Source organism: Shewanella sp. 10N.286.52.A9, assembly GCF_041468985.1.
Lineage (GTDB): Bacteria > Pseudomonadota > Gammaproteobacteria > Enterobacterales > Shewanellaceae > Shewanella > Shewanella japonica.
In genome coordinates this window covers 157,455-176,245 of the sequence record NZ_JBFRJQ010000001.1, presented here as the reverse complement: position 1 = coordinate 176,245, position 18,791 = coordinate 157,455, and the positions used below count along the sequence as shown (strand labels likewise).

Sequence of the window (18,791 nt, the reverse complement as noted above, 5' to 3'; positions counted from 1 at the left end):
AAAAACACTGTTTTTTCGGTATCCTTAGCAGCATATTTGTCTTATTTAGATTATTGGAAATCCCATGTCATTGTCTGCAATTTTGACTGAAGCATATAATTTCTTTCGTAACCATATTGCACAGCTTGCTTCGCTTACTGTGCCACTACTGTTAATTCAAGTAATGATCCAAGTGTGGTTAGGAACAGAACTCGCAGCGCAAGCTGAAGTAGAAATCCCACAGTTTGGCGCTATTCATGGTGCAGCCATGATGGCGTTACTGTTAATTTTTTCATTATTGATTGCCGCGCTAACCTTGTATTTAGAGGTTCGTTCACGAGGTCATGATGTGACCCCTGGTTTAGTGCTTAAAAACAGCTTTACCTTTGTGCCACCATTACTACTCGCAGGGGTATTCTCTGGTTTAGCCATTTTGGCACCTGTTATGTTATTTGCCGTGTTTGGGCCATTTTGGATTATTGGATTAAGTATTAGTTTCTACTTGTTTGCTCGCCTTGCATACGTCAACTTTATGGTTATCGTAGAACGTGTATCACCGCTTGAAGCCATTAAGAGTAGCTTTAAGTTTTCATCACCAATCGTATTGAAAACTATGCTTATTTTAATGTTATATCTGCCACTTTCTATGGTAGGTGGTATCGTGTTGCAGTTAACAGAATTCGGTGGTTTCCCACTACGCATTATTATTGATACCTTGTTCGCATTTTTAGGACTTTTCGTTAACGTTGCCTTATTTAGATTGTATATGGTTAACCGTACGACAGATGATAGTGAATCAGATACCACAGAAATCTAAATGCGAGTAATCATGCTAAGGAGCCACGCCAGTGTTAAATGATATTGAATTTATTGGCGGCTTCTCAGCTGACATCGTAGACGATTACACCAAAGCCAAAAGCTATGTTAGAGATATTCCAACACAGGCTTTGGTGTTCGTTCGTAGTTTTACCCATCAAGTCACCTCGCTATTAGCCGATAAACATTCCGTTAAATTTAATAGCCCTAACTTATATGACCGCATCGAGCAATTGAATCGAATGCGTTTTATTGATGTACCAACTACACGTGCGCTGCATCGATTACGCAGCGACGGTAACCGTGGTGCTCATCCAGAAAAATATCATTTAACGCAAGAGCAGCTTGTCTCACTGGCTGAGAAAACCATCAAGAATATCTTGTCGTTAATTACCTTGCTGTATCCAAAAGTACACCGAAAAAAAGCGCCTGAGTATCAGTTTGAAGCCTTTGATTCATATGTGGGGCGTGAGCTGTGCTATCAAGCTGTGATGCACAACGATCCGCAGGCTCAGTACCTGGTGGGTATGTCGCTTAAATCAAAAGCGTTAATGCAACAAGAGCAAGAGCAATCACTTGAGCAAGATACCGAAAATCAAGTTGAGTCAGCTGGCACATTTAAGCAAGCGGCTAATTGGTTTGAGCTGGCTTCAGACAAGCATCAACAAGCCTTATTTGAGCATGGCGTTGCTTTACTGCATGGCTACAGTGGTGAAAAAAATGCCTTAGCTGGCGAGATAGCTATTGAACGTGCTGCAGAAGCTGGCGTCATAGAGGCGAAAGCTCTATTAGGCTTCTTTTTCTTGGTTGGTAGTGAAAACTTTGCAGTGGATTTAGCGGTAGCGGCGAATTGGTTAGAGCAAGCTGCATTAGCTGAAAACACTGAAGCAATGTCAAACCTAGGCGTTTTGTATTATCAGCAACAACAGCTTGATAAGGCTTTTGAATGGATTAATAAAGCGGCTCAAGCGGGTTATCCTCATGCTCAATATCATCTTGCCTTGATGTTATTTAATGGTGAAGGCTGTGAAGCAAATCCAAATGCCAGTGAACATTGGTTGGCAGAGGCGGCCGAGCAAGGTCAATTAGACGCCATGTTTACCCGAGCCCAGCATATGCTTAATGATGATTCAGGTTTAGGGGCAGATGTGTGTTTAGCAGAGCGATATTTGCGAGATGTGATTAACTATGGCCGCAGTGTTCCTGCAATGATAGAGCTAAGTGTCGCGCTTGCTGATGGTGTATTTAAACGCATTGATGTGGTTGAATCGGCGTCATTGCTTAAACTAGCCAAACAATATGCTAATGATGAACAAGCTGAGATTATCGAACCGATTTGGCAATCGCTTCAAATTCAAATTGATAATGTGATCGCGCTTAAACCTAGTGAAGAAGAACTGAAATCTTTGATTCATGCACAAGGGATCTTGGCTTAGTTATGTTTTATTAGCCATATTCTATTTGTCATCAGGTAAAGTGAATTTTCAAAATCTGAGATTTTTTACACGCAACTATCAACTTCTTGAATGAAGAAACAAAAACACCGCCAAATGGCGGTGTTTTTGGTTGAGTCATGACTCATGTGTGACAAGCTAACAAACGTATTAATCAGGTTGATGGTCGAAGGTGCGACCGCTGCGTTGGCTGTGATTGCCTGCTTGCTTAAACATATCTGATTGGTAAACCGAACGTTCACGTTGGATGTTCGGATCGCCTCGATAAACCTCATCTGGTGCTTGTTGACCGAAAATTGGCTGCATTTTTGGGGCTAGGTACTTGCGCCCAAGTAGGTTTAACCCGATAAAGCTAACAACGGCAAACACAATTAAAAATGGCAGTAAAACAATCGACATCAAGCCAATAGCGATAATCGATAGTAGTGCAAAAATAGGATTCATGGTGCCAACTTTTTGTTTCAGTTGGGCTTGATTTATAAACTGGTTAAAATTCATTAATATTCCTCAATATACTGGCTAGACACGAATCAAAAGGCGATGGAAACGTCTCTAGAATGGCTGGTTAAACTCGAAGCCGTAGAATTTGTATATTAATAATGCAATGGAACAGCTATTAACGTCACGTTAAACCTGGTTAATGTTTGTTAGCTAAGGTTACGGGTTTGGGGCTGCAAGCATTAAGTCATTGGTTTTAATCAGTATCGTTTATTTGAATCTAGGAAAATTAAACATCGCTTTGATTCACGGCTTTCGCCACACTTTCACAAATAATATTCCGTAGCCATAAATGTCCAGGTGCTTGACTGTTACGTTCATGCCATAACAACACATAAGCCATTGGCATAAATTCAAATGGCAAGGGGACTTGTACCAAAGGGTAGAGTTTAACCGCGTGGCGGGCAAAGCTCGATGGTAAGGTAAAGATTAAATCGCTGTACGCGCAAATACTGGCAGCGCCATAAAAATCGGGCACTGTGGTGCTGATACGACGATGTAAGTTTTGTTCTGCTAGGTGATAATCTAGCGCCCACCAATCATTGCCTTCGCAGCGCACTTGCACATGTGACATTGTGAGGTAGTTTGCCAAATTCCATTGCGGGCTTTGTATTATTGCTAGCATGGGGTGATCTTGGCGAACCAAGCATACTTGCTTATCTTTAAATAGGGTTTGATGCTCGATACCGTCTGGTAGTTGCTCAATTTTTAAATCGGCTTGAGGGTGAGTGTCACGACCTGCAATACCAAAATCAATTTGTCCTAACTGTAAATCTTGCATCGACTTTTCGGTCCAAACATACGAGTCGAGTTTGACGTTAGGGGCATCATGTAACAATGTGCCGATAAAATACGGTAGCAAAGTTTCGTAAGCACTTTCGACCATGGAAAATGAAAAATGTTGATTACTGCTTGCAGGCTCAAAAGTTGGTGGTTGGGTGAGCTGATGCAATGTCTGTAATATTTGTGGCAATTGCTCGCCTAATTGAATGGCATGCGCGGTAGGTTTAAGTCCGTGTGCGGTTCGCTGAAATAATGGATCATCTAAGGTTGAACGTAAGCGATTGAGACTTTTACTCAATGCGGACTGGCTTAAGTGCAAGCGGCTGGCGGCGCGCGTGACGCTTTGTTCTTCAAGTAAGACTTGAAGAATGACCAATAGGTTGAGATCAATTTTAGCCAGATTATCAATATTCATATGATATTCCTCTAGGGAAATTTACTTAGGAAATCATACCATTTCTATTCATACCATGAGTAGTCTAAAATGCGCGCCTAAATCAATACCCGAAATTAAGAAAGAGACTAGAGCAAATGAGACGTAACCTGCTACCCACCTTGATGTTTATGGTGCTATTAAGCCCATTGGCCATCGATATCTACTTGCCTTCTATGCCAACGATGGCGATAGAGTATGGTGTGAGTGGTAGCCAAGTTCAGTCGACATTAGTGCTGTTTTTGTTTGCGATGGGCCTAGGTCAAATTCTGATAGGTCCTTTAGCAGATCGTTTTGGGCGCCGTCCTATCGCATTATTTGGTATCGTCCTTTATGGCGTTAGCAGTCTTATTGGCGCAATGGCACAAGAGTTTGAAGTGCTACAATTAGCTCGAGTTTTACAAGGCTTAGCAGCTTGTTCAACCTCAATTGTAGTATTCAGTGCGGTACGTGATTGCTATAGCAGCAAAGAAAGCGTCAAAATGTACAGTTATTTGAATGGCGCTATTTGTGTTATTCCTGCTTTGGCACCAACACTAGGTGGCTTACTCGCGCTGCAATTTGGTTGGCGATCTACATTTATTTTTATGGCACTGTACGCCATTATCGTGCTCGCAATTGTCCTCATTAAATTCCCAGAAACTCGTCCAGAAAACACCGATACCAGTGGCCCTTTATATCGTTGGGCACGTTATAAGCCAGTGCTAAGTGATCCGCATTTTATGTTTTATGCGAGTACTTGTATGGTGGCTATGGCTTCTATTGTCACGTACGTATCGTATTCACCTATGTGGCTGATTGGCGAGTTAGGGGTAAGTGAACTTGAGTTTAGTGGCTTATTTGGCTTAAATGCTGCGGTAAATATTGCTGCGTGTTTTGCCGCGCCAGTGTTGGTTAAGCATATTGGCAATCGCCCAGCAGTTATTGCTGCACTCGCAATGATGTTGTTAGCTGCTGTTATTGAAGTCGTCATGCAGTTAGCTGGACCTGAAACAGGTCTTGCAGCAGGGTTTGCCTTCATGTTGCCAATGATGTTGTTATGCATTGGTTTTGCAGTATTACTTGGCCCTGCAACGTCAATGGCTTTATCTGCTTTCGGTGAAAGAGCGGGTACTGCAGCAGCCATGTTAGGCTGTATTCAAATGAGTGGTGCATCTGTGTTAGCGGGCTTAATTCAGATGACTGACATCAGCGCTCCTTATGCCGTAGCCTTCTTAATGGGTGGTTTATCGTTAGTATTGCTATTAATCATGTCGATAAAAAGTTTAAGCCATTTGCATATGGAGCAAGTACAGCCAGAGCATTAATGGTTAGAGTCTGAATTAAATACCAATGCCGCTGGAGGTTATTCAGCGGCATTGTTGTTTTGGTTCTAGAAACGAGCGTTAATCGCGATACCGAAACTGGTATCTGAATCGCTATCAATAAAAAGCTGCTCTATTGAAGCTCTAGCGGAAATGTATTTAGAGAACTTCCAGAAATAGCTGGTATTAACTGTATAAACATTAAAGCTATCATCACTAATATAGCCACTCGTGTCGCTGATAAAGCCTTCTGGACTTTGGCTTGAATATGAGAAAGTGCTTTTACTATCATAGTTTAGATATTTATAGCTAGCACCAACAGACCAAGCATTTGTAATGTACCAGTCTGCATCGATAATTAACGTCGTCTCCTCATGTTTCCCTTTATTACTTGACTCAATCATTTGTGGAATTAAATCATCAGTTCCGTTAACAGTATACGTAGTGTATGCACTGTGAGACTTCGACTTAATTTCGGCATAGGTCACTAGTGCAGTTAGCATTAAACCAGACGTTTTTTCAAAAGGTAAGTAATGCTCGTATTTGGCGGCTATGGCATCGTAATCTTCTGAACTTTGAGAATTGTATGAATCATACCAAGCGTGATTGGAGTTTGAATAAGTGTTGGAGTGTGAGTAAGTTAAGTATGATAACGTAACTTTAGCGTATGGATTGAAATAGTAGCCAGCATTGATTTCATAGGTATCTTCATCACTAGAATCAAACCATTCACGCTCTTGTGTTACTAGGGAGTAAGCACCGCCAATAAAAAAGCGAGAATCGAAAATATATTCACCACTAAGTGCATAAAGGTCTTGGTGATCTGTTGTAGCGTAACGAGCTGAAACAACAGATGACTGGCTTAAATACGGTGCAAGTTCAAGAGGGACATCGGTTTGGTCTACGCCTTGAAAAAAATAACTATATGTAGCGCTTGCTAAACCGTCTGAGCTTTCACTGGTGTCAAGAAACCCAATTTCGGCTTGGTGATGAAAGCTACTTTCTGAACTTGATGGAGAGGTATCTGCTGCAAAAGAGGCGCAGCTTGCAAGGTAAAGTATCACCGAAAGTGATATTTTATTGATAGTCATAATTCTTCCCTGAGTTAAAATATATCCTAAACATAGGCTTAATTAGCAAATGTTATTCAAGTAACATTACATATAATTTCTTTTATTACAACAGGCTATAATTTTAATGAGCAGAGCTTTTTGCCAAAAATGTGCTTATCCACAGTCGGCGTGCGTGTGTAGCAGCGTGAAAACAGTGAAGGTCAAAACCGAAGTGATTGTGCTGCAGCACCCTTCAGAGGTTGAGCATGCTAAAAATACGGTTAAGTTATTGTGCTTAACCTTACCAGAGACTCAAGTTGTGGTAGGGGAAACAGCAGAAGACTTTGCTGAGCTGCAAGTGTATCTGCAACAAGCCAGCAAGCCTGTATATTTAGTCTATCCAAGCGAAACAAGCCAACGTGCTTCAGAGTCAAATTCACCTGAAGATTGTACTATTTTATTGATTGATGGCACTTGGCGAAAAGCCTTCAAAATGCTGCAGCTTAATCCTTGGTTACTTGATTTGCCGGCATTGCATATTGAGTTTGAAGGCGTGTCACAGTATCGCATTCGTAAAGCGAAACGAAGTGATAGCTTGTCGACGCTTGAAGCGACAGCATATATGCTGCAAGCCATTAATCCGACATTGGATATAGCGCCAATGTTTGCAGCCTTTGATGCGATGGTGCAACATAAGCTAGATGCCATGCCGCCAGCTGTGCGTGCTCGTTATGATCAAGAACAATAACAAGGAAGATATACCGCATGTTGAATCAAACGCGATTGGGTAACACATATTTCATTGCTGTCACGGTAATGGCAATCTTGAGTGCGATCAGTTCATGGCACGTGAGCGCAAGTGAAAAGCCTAGGCTGACATTATCTCAAAAAGCGGATCAAGGGCGAATTGACTCCAAAAAGACTGAGCAAGAACAGTTAGAAAAAGCTCGTAAAGCAGCAAGTGATACCCAAAATCGTGAGCAAGAAGTCTTAGCTCGTCAAGAGTCTGGTGAGTGGGAAAAAGAGCAGATAAAAAAGTCTCAAGCACAATTTAATGAGCGTGAATCTCGTGCCGACAAATATCTGCGAGAAGCAAAAGAAGCTGCCGCGAAAGAACGAAAAATTGAAGAGAAATAGCCTCCAGCAGTTAGCGCTGTTAGCAGATTACTCACTAATCACTGCTCGGTAACCTTCACCATTTTCTTTGGCCACAAATGTTAAATAGTGGTCAATACTATCGATACTGTCTTCATGATAATGGGATACAAACAATAACTGGCTCAGGTTCTCTTTGGCGATCAGCTCAAGGGTCTTTTTAACTAAACGTATTCCCAAGTAATCTAAGCCTTGATAAGGCTCATCTAAAATCAGCAACGTAGGCTGCTTAACGAGTGCTCGAGCAATCAGTAATAATCGTTGTTGGCTATAGTCTAATTGCTTTATCGGTGTATTGGCGTACTCAATCATGTGCAGCATGATGAGCCAATCTTTTGCGACAGCTTTCTGGTCAGCACTGGCTTGCTGATATAAGCCTATCGAGTCATAAAAACCTGATAAAATCACATCTGTCGCGCTGCAATTTATCCGATATTGTAAGTGGAGTGCTGAAGACACCATGCCAATATGCTGTTTAATTTCCCATATGGTTTCGCCGGTGCCTCTTTTTTTGCCAAAAATATGAATATCATTGCTATAGCATTGAGGGTGGTCGCCAAATATTAACCCTAACAAGGTGCTCTTACCGCAACCATTTGGGCCTTTAATTTGCCAGTGTTGGCCGTTATCAATTCGCCAATTCACATCGGTAAAAATCGTTTTATCGCTATAGGCAACCTTGCCATTTTTAAGTTCAAAAACCGGATTGTTAAAATGACTCTGGTGGCGATGTCGTTGCATTGTCGCCAACATTAATTCGCTTTGTACCTGAGTTTGTGAGGTTATTTGGGCGATGACTGGGTGCTGCTCCCAATCGTGCTTGTTCATCTTTCTGTCTAACTTTCCGTGGCTGAAAATAGCAATGTTATCTATCCACTTGGGTTGATCTTCTTCTCTTGAAAACACCAGTAACATCGGGATTGGTAATTGGCTTAAATAGTCAGATAAAGCATCTCGATGTTGAATATCTAACCCTGAAAATGGATTATCAAGCACTAAAAAGTCTGGCTGACTGGCGATGGCAATTGCCAGCATGACTCGTCGTGTTTCCCCTGTCGATAATTCTCGAAACCCTTGCTCTTGTAGTGAGTGTAGATCTAGCTTTGTCAGTAGTGCATCAATGGGCTCGGGGTTATTGGTTTGTCTGCTACCCGCTGCGGGCAGTGCTTGTTTTATCAGTTCGATGACTTTAGTGCCTGTGTCGACAATATCTTGAAAATCTGTGTCGTCACTTTCAAGCTCTAAGGCTAATAACCTTTGCTGCTCGGTTAATGAAACTTGGGCAATGCGATGTGCCGATATACTCATGTCACCTGACAACACCTCAATATCTTTGGGTTGGTTAGTCAGTTTGTTATCAAATAATGCAGCGGATTGCTGGCAAAGCAGATCGCCTAGTATGGCTCCAATATCACCATGAGCACTAAACACTCCCCACGACTGGTTGTGAATATGCCAATCGGCAATATCCAGTGTCAGAGAGTGACTCAATGCAGTGAATTGATTAAATTTGATATCCATTAGCTAATGTCCTTGTGTTGCAACCACTGGCGAAAGGGTAACGATTCGCACAGGTTAATCGTACAGAAGTTCACTAAGTAAACAAATCGAAACAATTTCTTAGGTTCTCCTTTAACAAAATATTTAACAACTCGAGCCAGACCTTGTAGATTGGAATGCTACAAAAAATGATAATAACCATGGATGATAATATGCGCCTCTCTACTTTAGCCTTATGTGTTGCGACACTGTCAGGCACGTTTGCTCCTGCCGTTTTTGCCAATAGCCCTGATGCAGCTAAATTGACTGCGAATGTTGAACAAAAAGTCATTGAGTGGCGCCGGGATTTACATCAGCATCCTGAGCTATCTAATCGAGAATTTAGAACCAGTAAAGTGATTGCTCAGCACCTAGAATCATTAGGTTTAGAAGTACAAACTGGTGTGGCTCACACAGGCGTTGTAGCGATTTTAAAAGGGGCAAAACCTGGGCCATTAATTGGTATTCGTGCTGATATGGACGCATTGCCTGTCACTGAAGTGGTGGACTTACCTTTTGCCTCAAAAGCCACAGATACTTATCGTGGTCAAACTGTAGGCGTGATGCATGCATGTGGTCATGATACCCATGTGGCGATGTTAATGGGCGTGGCTGAAAACCTTGTTAATGCTAAAGATAGCCTTGCTGGTGACGTAATGTTTATCTTTCAACCGGCTGAAGAGGGCGCGCCTGCAGGCGAAGAAGGCGGCGCTGAACTCATGCTCAAAGAAGGTTTATTTGCCAAGCGTAAACCTGAGCAAGTGTTTGGCATGCATGTGACTTCAAGCTTACCTACTGGTGTTATTGGACTTCGTTCTGGCCCTGCAATGGCCTCGGAAGATTCGTTTACGATTACGGTTAAAGGCCGTCAGACTCATGGTTCACGTCCTTGGGGCGGAGTGGATCCTATTGTGGCATCGGCGCAAATTATTAACAGCGTACAGACCATAATTAGCCGTCAAGTCGATGTGACTAAAGCGCCAGCGGTCGTTAGCTTTGGTGCCATTAATGGTGGTATTCGCTCAAACATCATTCCTGATGAAGTAGAGCTGATTGGTACTATTCGTACCTTCGACCAAGACATGCGAGCAGATATTAAAGTTAAGCTGGCTGAAATTGCAGAATTATCAGCTAAAACCCTTGGGGCAACTGCCACAACAGAAATTGATGCAGGTTATCCTGTGACAGTAAACAATCCTGAATTAGTCGCTAAAATGCGCCCTGTTATTCGCAGTGTTGTAGGCGAGGATAACTTAATTGAGCCAGGGCTGATTACTGGCGCTGAAGACTTTTCTTATTACGCATTAGAAACACCGGGTTTGTTTTATTTTCTTGGGGTCACCCCAGCAGGCAAAGATCCTGCAACAGTGGCCAGCAACCATTCACCGGCGTTTTATGTGGATGAGTCTGCATTAAAAGTTGGTGTGCAAACCATGACACAATTGGCGTTAACGGCCTTAAGCGCTAAGTAATAAAACGAATTACCTGACAAGTAACAATCTTGTGTCAGTTAACAAAGACTATGAAAGATATCGTCGCTGTGACGGATGATTAAAAGGAAACCAACATGAAACGCAGAATGACCGCGTTATTGGTATTACTCAGCGCTTGGGTTAGCGTAGCGCAAGCTACCACTCAAGAAGATGTAAATACTTTTACGTTAGATAATGGCATGAAAATTATGGTGCTAGAAGACAGCAGCATACCCAATGCCAATATGTATCTATTTTGGAAAGTCGGTTCACGTAATGAAGTGCCAGGGATTACCGGTATTTCACACTTCTTTGAGCACATGATGTTTAACGGTTCAAAAAAGTATGGTCCGAAAATGTTTGACCGAACGATGGAAGCTGCTGGTGGTGCTAACAATGCCTACACCACTGAAGATATAACCGTGTATACCGATTGGTTTCCTGCCAATGCATTAGAGACCATTTTCGACTTAGAAGCCGATCGTATCGCCAACTTAGATATAGACCCTGAAATGGTCGAAAGTGAACGTGGCGTAGTGCAATCTGAGCGAACCACTGGCCTAGAGAACTCTAACTGGCGCACCATTCAAGAGGAAGTTAAAGGTGTGGCATTTAGAGCGCATCCTTATAGCTGGTCAGTGATTGGTCATGAGTCAGATATCGCAGCTTGGAGTTTAGAAGATTTACAGCAATACCATAAAACTTATTATGCACCCAATAATGCCGTCGTGGTGATTGCTGGGGATGTGAAGGTTGCTGAAGTCAAAAAGCTGGCCAAACAATACTTTGGCGTCATTCCTGCGCAAACGCCACCTCAAGCTGTGCGCACTGTAGAGCCACTTCAAAAAGGCGAGCGTCGCGTGTTTGTGGAAAAAGCGTCAGTGAGTACGCCAAACGTGATGCTGGCATACCACGTACCCTCGACAAAACATGAAGATTATTATGCACTTGATTTGCTAAATACCATTTTTAGTGAAGGTAATAGCTCTCGTTTATATCAAGGGCTAGTTGACAAACAAGTTGCATCAAACGTGGTGTCTTATCTGCCATTATCATTTGATCCTAACCTGTTTTATTTTCTTGGTGTGGCAAATGCGGGAGTCGATGCGGAGCAACTTGAAGCCAACATGATTGCGGAAATTAACCGTATTAGCACTGAAGGGGTGACTCAACAAGAGCTTGAAAAAGTTAAAAATATCAAACTGATGAATTTCTATCGTACGATGCAAACCATTAATGGTCGTGCCAATACCTTAGGCCGTTACGAGCTGTATTTTGGCAGTTATGACAAACTATTCAGTGCCCCAGAGGCATATAACAAAGTCACAATAGAAGACATTCAACGTGTGGCGCAAACCTATTTACGTAAGGCCAATCGCACCGTGGGCGTGTTAGCTGCAACAGAAGGAGCTGACCTATGATGTCATTAGCAGAATTTACCTCAAAACGTACGCTTACAGCCATGGCGCTGGCATGCTCATTAGCCTTAACAGGGTGTGCAAGTACTACAGGCACCAGTAAAACGGTTGATACTGGCAGCTTTAGCATGCCTCAATACGAATCAATGACCTTAGATAATGGCCTAAAAGTGAACTTTATGGTGCAGTCTGAAGTGCCGATTATTAACATCAATGCGGTTGTCAGAGCTGGTGCTGTTAATGACACTACCTCAGGCGTGTCGTATATGACTGCTAAGAGTTTATTATTAGGTGCTGGTGGCAAATCGAAGGCGGAAATTGAGCAAACCATTGATTTTCTTGGTGCAAGTTTAAAGACCGCTTCGGGGCGTGAAAGCTCACAAATTGATGCTGACTTTATGAGTAAGGATCTCGATACCGTACTTGCGATAATGCAAGATGTGTTGATATCACCAGACTTTGATAGCGCTGAATTTGAAAAATTAAGACAGCGTGAAATAGTGGGATTATCGCAAGCAAAAGAAAGCCCCCGCGCGGTTATTGGTCGTTACTACACTAAAATGGTATTTGGACAGCACCCTTACGCTAACCCAACAACGGGTAACAGCGTTTCGTTAGCTGAGATTAATATTGCACAATTACGTGCTTTCCATAAAAGCTATTATCAGCCAAGTAACATGGCCATTAATGTTGTCGGTGACTTTGACCCAGCCCAAATGAAGGCAAAGTTAACTCAAGCTTTTGGTCGCTGGCAGGGAACTGAAAAAGCCGTCCAACCTGATTTATCACAGGGATTACCGTCACTTAATGCTAGCCGAGTATTGTTAGTTGATAAACCTGATGCGATTGAAACAACATTTGTTTTTGGTGGTTTAGGTATTCGCCGTGATAACCCTGATTATGTAGGGCTAACGGTAGTCAACACCATTTTAGGTGGCCGTTTTACTTCATGGTTAAACGATGAGTTAAGGGTCAACGCTGGATTAACTTATGGCGCTCGTTCTGGCTTTAATCCTTTTTCTGATTCTGGGGTTTTCCAAGTCAGCACTTTTACCAAAACCAGTACGACTAAAGAGGCCATGGACTTAGCGTTAAAAACCTATGCGCGTTTATGGGAACAAGGGATAGATCAGCAAACCTTAGATTCAGCTAAAGCCTACGTAAAAGGCCAATACCCGCCTAAATTTGAAACAGGTGGTCAGTTAGCTGAGCTAATGGCAGATATGTATATCTATAAATTTGATGATTCTTTCATCAATGAGTTTCAAGCCAAAGTCGATGGCTTAACCCTTGAAGATACTCAGCGTTTAATAAGTACCTATTTCCCTCAAGAGAATTTGCAGTTTGTGTTGATTGGTAATGCTGCTAAAGTTGCTGATATTGCTAAAGAATATGGTGAAGTCACGCAGATTAATATGACGGACGTGGGCTTCGGTCAATAACATTCATCTCGTCTACTTTTGATCGTAAATGCCTTTCTTATTTGAGAAAGGCATTTTTTATTGGTCAAATTTGTCGGTTCAATAACTGCCGTTATTTGCAAAAATAGTTTAGTTATTTGAAAATCGTGATGGAATAAAATAATGTGCTAGCTAATCACTGATTAAGCTTACTTCAAGGCCTTTTAGTCCATGTCTTATAATATTGGAATCTCAAAAATAAGCTGTAGCTTAGCCCTCTTGTTAGGATTTATAGGGATGCTGCCCGCTGCCAGCGTGAGCGCTGCGAAAGTGGATTTGAGCCAGTTTTGTCCACGACTTGATGGTGACTGGGTTGGCTCGGCGGCTAAATCGGGCTCCAGACCAAAACAAGTGACAACTGCTGCAATTTGCTCATCTGATAAACGGAATCTAATGCTGACGGTGAGCCGTGGCGACAGTAACCCCAATAGTGAAGTTTGGTGGTTTCGTGCACATAGTGGTGATGTACTCCTGACGTACACTGACGGTGTTGGTGCAGATAGAGAGCAAGTTTTTAGTTTATATCAGCGTGGGGATAGTTTTACTTTTTTAGGAAAAGGGCAACTTAATCAGCGGCCTGCATTGATTCGTTTAAGCTTTGAGCCCTTATCATCGACGACTAGCGCTCCAATTGATAATGGTAATAATGACAGTTGGTTGTGGCGTCAAAGTGCGCATTATCTTGATGATGATAGCCAGCAATATCAATTGATCCGCGCGATTGAGCTGACAACTGTTCAGCCCAATTAGCCAGCGCTACAAGTTAAATTAGCTATTCAGCTCCAGCGTAATCAAGCTGACGCCAAGCCTCATAACTAATAATCGCCACAGAGTTGGATAGATTTAAACTGCGATTACTCGCAGCCATCGGAATGCGTAAGCGTTGGCTGGTGGGAATAGATTCAATGATATCCATAGGTAATCCACGGGTCTCAGGACCAAATAACAATACGTCATCAGCGGCAAATTCAAGCTCACTATGTGGGCGGCTGCCTTTAGTCGTGCACGCCATTATGCGCTTGCCTTGCATCGCCTCAAGGAAGGCTTCAAAATTCTTGTGGCGAGTGATATTGGTTAAATCAGCATAATCTAAGCCAGCTCTACGAAGCTTTTTCTCTTCTAAATCAAAACCTAACGGCTCAATCAAGTGAAGTTTTGCCCCGTTGTTGGCACACAGACGAATTATATTACCCGTGTTTGGAGCAATTTCTGGTTCATAAAGCGCAATATGGAACATGTTAAATACCTTGATTGAATGAATCGAGAATTATACTCAAAACATCATAACCAGGGAAAGAAATCATCAAGATGATGATGTTTTCCCTGACATTCTGCATATGGCTCCTGCTAACGCTTATCTGAGAGTTAGAAAGGTAGCCTTAGGTTACTGCATGGTTTTAGGCAGGCTAATGACAACACTTAGGCCATGGGGAGAGATATTTTTTGCCTCAATGTTACCTTGGTTGAGCTTAATGGCTGCTTGGGTAATGGCCAGACCTAATCCCCAGCCACCTGACTCACGATCGCGAGCATCATCAGGTCGGTAAAACGGCTTAAAGATTTCTTCTAAGTCGGCTTCATCAATCCCTTGTCCATCATCATCAATGGTGATCACCACTCGATCTTGTACCTGTTCTGCCGTAATAGAAATCACAGATTCGGCATAGCGAATCGCATTTCTCAGCACGTTTTCTATCGCCCGAGATAAGGATTTTGGGTAATGGTCGAGACTGATTGTTTCAGGGATCTCAATATCTAAGCGTTTTTGCTGCTGCTCGGCTTCAAACTCTGCATCATCAAGAATATGGCTAAGCGATTCAGCCAGTTCAAGATGGACTTTATTTTCAGTGTTGCTGATGGTGACACGAGATAGGGTTAATAGCTCAGATATGAGGGCTTCTAACTGCTCTGCTTCATAGCCAATACGTTCAATATCAGGGCTACTTTGATCTTTCTTACGGGCTAATGCCAATGACAATTGCAGCCGGGTTAACGGCGTACGTAGTTCATGAGAAATATCACCCATTAAGCGTTGTTGATTATTCATCATGGTTTCGATGGACTCTGCCATCGTATTAAATGCTTGGGCCAGCTCGCCAATTTCATCCCCACGTTTTACCACGCTGGTTTCGACTCGGCTTGATAAGTCTCCTCGCGCTAGCGCATTAGAGCTTTGCTTGAGTGAACGTAATGGCTTACCTAAGTTCCAAGCTAAAAGGCCGCACAGTAGACCAGACATTAACATGGCGATAATGGCTGTCAGCAGCTTGTTATCACTGAAAAAGAAAAACCAAGGGCGTGGGTGATTATCTGAAATACGTGCATAGACGCGGTAAGGCTTCTCACCTGCTATAAATTCGTAAGGACCGAAAATTAACTCAGTGCGGAATTGGTGACTAATAGGGGCACCATTGTCTTCGCTGATAAGTAAAAACTCACGAAAAGTACGTGGTACTTTGTTCGTATTTAACACCCTGCTTTGCTCGTCAAGAATATAAAACTTAAAGCTTTTTCCATCACGATTTCGGTGACGATTTAAACGTCTTAACGCTTGTTCATCTTCAAGTAGCGACGGCTCTTCTATAAAGTGCTCTGCCGCACGTTTGAGCAGTTGTGTTTGTTTGTCCGACAAAGGGAGTTGATCATGGCTTTGCTGTAAAAAAGGCAAAATCGCCACAAAGGCGATGATGAGCGAACTGCATAGCCAAAAACCCAGTAATAACTTAACAAATAAGCGATTTATAGAAGAGAGGAATGTCATTACGGGATCCAAATATAGCCTTTACCACGGATGGTTTTTACTCTTGGTCGGCCATCGCTGCGTTCAGGTAATTTTTTGCGCAAGTTAGATAAATGCATGTCTAAGCTGCGATCAAATGGCATTAATTTTTTACCGAGTACGGTTTCGCTAAGTTGTTCTTTTGTGACCAAATCGCCCGCTTGGGTGATCAAGCTATGCAGTAAGGAAAACTCAGTACCCGTTAAGATAATAAGTTGTTCGTTACAATAAAGCTCTTGTCTTGCTTGGTCTAAACTGAGGTCACCAAAATCTAATCTAACTTGCTCATTTTTGTCAGCTTGAGTTAAAACCGAGCGGCGTAAAATCGCGCGCATACGTGCAATTAACTCACGGTCGTTAAACGGTTTTGGTAGGTAGTCATCAGCGCCAATTTCAAGGCCAACCACGCGGTCAATTTCATCACCACGAGCAGTTAACATGAGTACTGGCGTTTGCTTTTGAGTTCTGAGGGCACGTAAGACTTCAAAGCCATTAAGTTTTGGTAGCATTACATCAAGTAAAATTAAATCAAAATCTTGGTTCTGTGCATAATCAAGGCCTTGTTGGCCGTCAAATGCTTGGGTCAATTCAAACCCTTCAAGTACCAAAAGCTGGGCTAATAATTCTGATAAACCTGCGTCATCATCAACTAATAAAATACGACTCATTGCGATCCTCACTCTTTTATTAATTGCACTATATAACGAATGAGGATCCAAGTTTAGCAACATTGCACTCTTTTACATAAAGATGAGTAAGTGCGACATAAATTTTGCTATGCGTTATCACCTAGCCGCACTATTTTTCTGCGACGTGATATTTTCCATCAGTGCGAATATATACCATTGCCCCTTGCGCTGACGTTGTCACGTTATGGCTGAATTTACCGTTAGAGCCAAAATAACTGCCCGCGGTTAATCCTTTACTGTTTGGTGTTTCAACAGATTGATAGTTAAGGCTACCTTTGATAACAATGGCTCTAAACTCTTCAGCATCGCTTGTCAGTGTTCCACTAAAGTTGGCTGGCAATTTTATCATTGCACCGCCGAGCTCCCCGACTTTGTTACTGCCCCATAATGCGGTTATTTCAGCATTATTTCCATTGATAGACTTCATGTCGGTTTGGTCTAGCCAAACAAGATTTGATTGATGAAGATTTATTGGTCGTTCTCCATTGTCAAATTGCTCACTAGATGGTTTAACCAAATAAGGGCCACTATCAATTTCAAGGAAGATGAGGTTGTCTTCTCCATTGGCTGCAGTGATGTGGTTCTCGCCAGCAGGTTGTGTCCAAAAAGAACCTGTTGGCATCCACATGGTTGCGGCATCGGGATCGTCATTATGCATTTTCCCCTCAATAACCACACCACGATAAGTAATGTTATGAATGTGGGGAGGTGAGGAAAACCCTTTATTGAATTTTACTAACATACCCGTTGGCACATTTTGGGTGCGATCGCCCCAAAGGTTGGCCGCCCCAGGGCTTTTATCGCCACGAAGTGGGTTTAAATATCCCCAGTCAATATCAGCTGTCGTGATGACTTCTGACTGAGGGGAGGTTTCTGCAAAGACAGCGGTGGCAGGTAAAGTGCTGAGTAAAATAGCCGGTAATACTGTGTGTAATAGATTCATGTTTGCGATCTCTGTCGGTGCTGAATATCGTGATTAAAATAAGATTTTTAAAATTAATCTCAAAGTATCAGTCAATTATAGTTGCTAAAGGAAATACAAAAAGACCACTTGGTGAGAAACAGTATCAAACAAATCGGCATAATCCAGCACTTCATAAATTTAGCTATTACAAAATATTATTAAAAACATAAATATTGATAATTTAACTTTTTGGTTGTAGTTCTCCTATACTTTTCTCATCGAAATTAGCCCGACTTTATGAACAACAACTGGAGAGATAAATATGTCTGCACCTATACCTTACCCAAGAACGTTTTCTCATATTGGTATTTCAGTACCTGATTTAGAAGCGGCAGTGAAGTTCTACACCGAAGTACTAGGTTGGTACTTAATTATGGAACCAACAGAAATTACTGAAGATGATTCTGCCATTGGCGAAATGTGTACGGATGTATTTGGTGCAGGTTGGGAGCGTTTTAACATTGCCCATCTCTCTACCGGTGACCGTATCGGCGTCGAACTGTTTCAATTCAAGAATCAAAAGAATCCAGAAGATAACTTTGAATATTGGAAAACTGGCGTGTTCCACTTTTGTGTTCAAGATCCTGATGTTGAAGGACTAGCAGAGAAAATTGTTGCTGCTGGTGGCAAAAAACGAATGAAAGCACCGCGTTATTATTACCCAGGTGAAAAACCGTACCGCATGATTTACATGGAAGATCCATTTGGAAATATCCTAGAAATCTACAGCCACAGTTATGAATTACATTATGCCAGTGGTGCATATAAATAACATTCACAGGGGCTTATGGAGGCTATTAGGTTTTTCGTAATCCCCGTTTTCAATCTGTTAGACATCCTCTATTGTATCGCCGTTATAGGAACACACTATGTTTATCAATCATCCCAGTCGAAGAGAATTCATGAAGTTACTGGGTGTCAGTTTAGGGGCCGCCGCTTTGCCTATGGCATTAACGGGTTGTGCGTCTGCCACCTCGCAACAAGAGGCTACTGCTG

General features: G+C 42.3%; 18 protein-coding genes. 10 read left to right on the top strand and 8 right to left on the bottom strand.

The window, feature by feature from the left end; translation table 11 throughout:
- The first annotated feature begins 64 nt into the window (after nucleotides 1-64).
- Both AB4128_RS00850 and AB4128_RS00845 read left to right on the top strand, forming a co-directional pair.
- The gene (locus AB4128_RS00850; RefSeq protein ID WP_055025373.1) at nucleotides 65-796 is read left to right on the top strand and encodes a hypothetical protein; all 732 of its coding nucleotides are present in this window, start codon (nucleotides 65-67) and stop codon (nucleotides 794-796) included.
- Nucleotides 797-827: 31 nt separating this feature from the next.
- A complete protein-coding gene (locus tag AB4128_RS00845; RefSeq protein WP_372036321.1) occupies nucleotides 828-2,231 on the top strand; it encodes a DUF4145 domain-containing protein in 1,404 nt (467 codons plus the stop codon).
- A 168-nt stretch (nucleotides 2,232-2,399) separates the two neighbouring features.
- Here AB4128_RS00845 and AB4128_RS00840 read toward each other — a convergent pair whose 3' ends face one another.
- Together AB4128_RS00840 and AB4128_RS00835 are read right to left on the bottom strand one after the other, a co-directional pair.
- The gene (locus AB4128_RS00840; RefSeq protein ID WP_192021894.1) at nucleotides 2,400-2,747 is read right to left on the bottom strand and encodes an NfeD family protein; all 348 of its coding nucleotides are present in this window, start codon (nucleotides 2,745-2,747) and stop codon (nucleotides 2,400-2,402) included.
- Between the two features lie 229 nt (nucleotides 2,748-2,976).
- Nucleotides 2,977-3,945: a LysR family transcriptional regulator gene (locus AB4128_RS00835; RefSeq protein WP_080914620.1), complete on the bottom strand. Its 969-nt coding sequence runs from the start codon at nucleotides 3,943-3,945 to the stop codon at nucleotides 2,977-2,979.
- Between the two features lie 116 nt (nucleotides 3,946-4,061).
- On the opposite strand from AB4128_RS00835, the gene AB4128_RS00830 reads away from it, so the two are divergent.
- Nucleotides 4,062-5,270 (top strand): multidrug effflux MFS transporter, encoded by a 1,209-nt coding sequence (locus tag AB4128_RS00830; RefSeq protein ID WP_055025369.1) that lies wholly within the window; start codon nucleotides 4,062-4,064, stop codon nucleotides 5,268-5,270.
- Nucleotides 5,271-5,335: 65 nt separating this feature from the next.
- Here the strand turns inward: AB4128_RS00830 and AB4128_RS00825 are convergent, their stop codons facing one another.
- Nucleotides 5,336-6,358 carry a putative porin gene (locus AB4128_RS00825; protein WP_080914622.1) on the bottom strand — a complete coding sequence of 341 codons (1,023 nt, stop codon included), beginning with the start codon at nucleotides 6,356-6,358 and terminating at the stop codon, nucleotides 5,336-5,338.
- Nucleotides 6,359-6,464: 106 nt separating this feature from the next.
- On the opposite strand from AB4128_RS00825, the gene AB4128_RS00820 reads away from it, so the two are divergent.
- Both AB4128_RS00820 and AB4128_RS00815 read left to right on the top strand, forming a co-directional pair.
- Nucleotides 6,465-7,067 (top strand): tRNA-uridine aminocarboxypropyltransferase, encoded by a 603-nt coding sequence (locus AB4128_RS00820; protein ID WP_372036319.1) that lies wholly within the window; start codon nucleotides 6,465-6,467, stop codon nucleotides 7,065-7,067.
- A 68-nt stretch (nucleotides 7,068-7,135) separates the two neighbouring features.
- Nucleotides 7,136-7,456 (top strand): hypothetical protein, encoded by a 321-nt coding sequence (locus AB4128_RS00815; protein ID WP_174567616.1) that lies wholly within the window; start codon nucleotides 7,136-7,138, stop codon nucleotides 7,454-7,456.
- Nucleotides 7,457-7,483: 27 nt separating this feature from the next.
- On the opposite strand, the gene AB4128_RS00810 is transcribed toward AB4128_RS00815, so the two are convergent.
- Nucleotides 7,484-8,995 carry an ATP-binding cassette domain-containing protein gene (locus AB4128_RS00810; protein ID WP_372036317.1) on the bottom strand — a complete coding sequence of 504 codons (1,512 nt, stop codon included), beginning with the start codon at nucleotides 8,993-8,995 and terminating at the stop codon, nucleotides 7,484-7,486.
- Nucleotides 8,996-9,186: 191 nt separating this feature from the next.
- Between AB4128_RS00810 and AB4128_RS00805 the strand changes: the two genes are divergently transcribed.
- The 4 genes from AB4128_RS00805 to AB4128_RS00790 all read left to right on the top strand — a co-directional run bounded on the left by AB4128_RS00805 (nucleotide 9,187) and on the right by AB4128_RS00790 (nucleotide 14,113).
- Nucleotides 9,187-10,485, top strand: coding sequence for an amidohydrolase (locus AB4128_RS00805; RefSeq protein ID WP_197495564.1), 1,299 nt, complete (start codon nucleotides 9,187-9,189; stop codon nucleotides 10,483-10,485).
- A 95-nt stretch (nucleotides 10,486-10,580) separates the two neighbouring features.
- Nucleotides 10,581-11,906, top strand: coding sequence for a pitrilysin family protein (locus AB4128_RS00800; RefSeq protein WP_055025364.1), 1,326 nt, complete (start codon nucleotides 10,581-10,583; stop codon nucleotides 11,904-11,906).
- The gene (locus tag AB4128_RS00795) at nucleotides 11,903-13,345 is read left to right on the top strand and encodes a M16 family metallopeptidase (protein WP_372036314.1); all 1,443 of its coding nucleotides are present in this window, start codon (nucleotides 11,903-11,905) and stop codon (nucleotides 13,343-13,345) included. Before AB4128_RS00800 ends, AB4128_RS00795 begins: the two co-directional genes overlap by 4 nt.
- 255 nt (nucleotides 13,346-13,600) lie before the next feature.
- Nucleotides 13,601-14,113, top strand: a complete 513-nt coding sequence (locus tag AB4128_RS00790) for a hypothetical protein (protein WP_225442147.1) — start codon at nucleotides 13,601-13,603, stop codon at nucleotides 14,111-14,113.
- Between the two features lie 22 nt (nucleotides 14,114-14,135).
- On the opposite strand, the gene trmL is transcribed toward AB4128_RS00790, so the two are convergent.
- The 4 genes from trmL to AB4128_RS00770 form a co-directional block, all read right to left on the bottom strand.
- Nucleotides 14,136-14,600 (bottom strand): tRNA (uridine(34)/cytosine(34)/5-carboxymethylaminomethyluridine(34)-2'-O)-methyltransferase TrmL, encoded by a 465-nt coding sequence (trmL, locus tag AB4128_RS00785; RefSeq protein ID WP_055025361.1) that lies wholly within the window; start codon nucleotides 14,598-14,600, stop codon nucleotides 14,136-14,138.
- A 147-nt stretch (nucleotides 14,601-14,747) separates the two neighbouring features.
- Entirely contained in the window at nucleotides 14,748-16,124 is a 1,377-nt protein-coding gene (locus AB4128_RS00780; protein ID WP_055025360.1) for an ATP-binding protein, read from the bottom strand.
- Nucleotides 16,124-16,810, bottom strand: a complete 687-nt coding sequence (locus AB4128_RS00775) for a response regulator (protein WP_055025359.1) — start codon at nucleotides 16,808-16,810, stop codon at nucleotides 16,124-16,126. Before AB4128_RS00775 ends, AB4128_RS00780 begins: the two co-directional genes overlap by 1 nt.
- Nucleotides 16,811-16,940: 130 nt before the next feature.
- Nucleotides 16,941-17,774, bottom strand: coding sequence for a DUF4437 domain-containing protein (locus AB4128_RS00770; protein ID WP_055025358.1), 834 nt, complete (start codon nucleotides 17,772-17,774; stop codon nucleotides 16,941-16,943).
- Nucleotides 17,775-18,057: 283 nt separating this feature from the next.
- Here AB4128_RS00770 and AB4128_RS00765 point away from each other — a divergent pair, with 283 nt between their 5' ends.
- Nucleotides 18,058-18,567 carry a lactoylglutathione lyase family protein gene (locus AB4128_RS00765; RefSeq protein WP_055025357.1) on the top strand — a complete coding sequence of 170 codons (510 nt, stop codon included), beginning with the start codon at nucleotides 18,058-18,060 and terminating at the stop codon, nucleotides 18,565-18,567.
- Nucleotides 18,568-18,791 lie beyond the last annotated feature (224 nt).

What these genes read in the sequence shown, in the direction of transcription:
- AB4128_RS00790 (WP_225442147.1), top strand. Translation starts at nt 13,601, where the DNA reads ATGCTGCCCGCTGCCAGCGTGAGCGCTGCGAAAGTGGATTTGAGCCAG.
- AB4128_RS00840 (WP_192021894.1), bottom strand. Translation starts at nt 2,747, where the DNA reads ATGAATTTTAACCAGTTTATAAATCAAGCCCAACTGAAACAAAAAGTT.
- AB4128_RS00775 (WP_055025359.1), bottom strand. Translation starts at nt 16,810, where the DNA reads ATGAGTCGTATTTTATTAGTTGATGATGACGCAGGTTTATCAGAATTA.
- AB4128_RS00800 (WP_055025364.1), top strand. Translation starts at nt 10,581, where the DNA reads ATGAAACGCAGAATGACCGCGTTATTGGTATTACTCAGCGCTTGGGTT.
- trmL (WP_055025361.1), bottom strand. Translation starts at nt 14,600, where the DNA reads ATGTTCCATATTGCGCTTTATGAACCAGAAATTGCTCCAAACACGGGT.
- AB4128_RS00795 (WP_372036314.1), top strand. Translation starts at nt 11,903, where the DNA reads ATGATGTCATTAGCAGAATTTACCTCAAAACGTACGCTTACAGCCATG.
- AB4128_RS00770 (WP_055025358.1), bottom strand. Translation starts at nt 17,774, where the DNA reads ATGAATCTATTACACACAGTATTACCGGCTATTTTACTCAGCACTTTA.
- AB4128_RS00850 (WP_055025373.1), top strand. Translation starts at nt 65, where the DNA reads ATGTCATTGTCTGCAATTTTGACTGAAGCATATAATTTCTTTCGTAAC.
- AB4128_RS00835 (WP_080914620.1), bottom strand. Translation starts at nt 3,945, where the DNA reads ATGAATATTGATAATCTGGCTAAAATTGATCTCAACCTATTGGTCATT.
- AB4128_RS00830 (WP_055025369.1), top strand. Translation starts at nt 4,062, where the DNA reads ATGAGACGTAACCTGCTACCCACCTTGATGTTTATGGTGCTATTAAGC.
- AB4128_RS00820 (WP_372036319.1), top strand. Translation starts at nt 6,465, where the DNA reads ATGAGCAGAGCTTTTTGCCAAAAATGTGCTTATCCACAGTCGGCGTGC.
- AB4128_RS00825 (WP_080914622.1), bottom strand. Translation starts at nt 6,358, where the DNA reads ATGACTATCAATAAAATATCACTTTCGGTGATACTTTACCTTGCAAGC.
- AB4128_RS00815 (WP_174567616.1), top strand. Translation starts at nt 7,136, where the DNA reads ATGGCAATCTTGAGTGCGATCAGTTCATGGCACGTGAGCGCAAGTGAA.
- AB4128_RS00780 (WP_055025360.1), bottom strand. Translation starts at nt 16,124, where the DNA reads ATGACATTCCTCTCTTCTATAAATCGCTTATTTGTTAAGTTATTACTG.
- AB4128_RS00810 (WP_372036317.1), bottom strand. Translation starts at nt 8,995, where the DNA reads ATGGATATCAAATTTAATCAATTCACTGCATTGAGTCACTCTCTGACA.
- AB4128_RS00805 (WP_197495564.1), top strand. Translation starts at nt 9,187, where the DNA reads ATGCGCCTCTCTACTTTAGCCTTATGTGTTGCGACACTGTCAGGCACG.
- AB4128_RS00765 (WP_055025357.1), top strand. Translation starts at nt 18,058, where the DNA reads ATGTCTGCACCTATACCTTACCCAAGAACGTTTTCTCATATTGGTATT.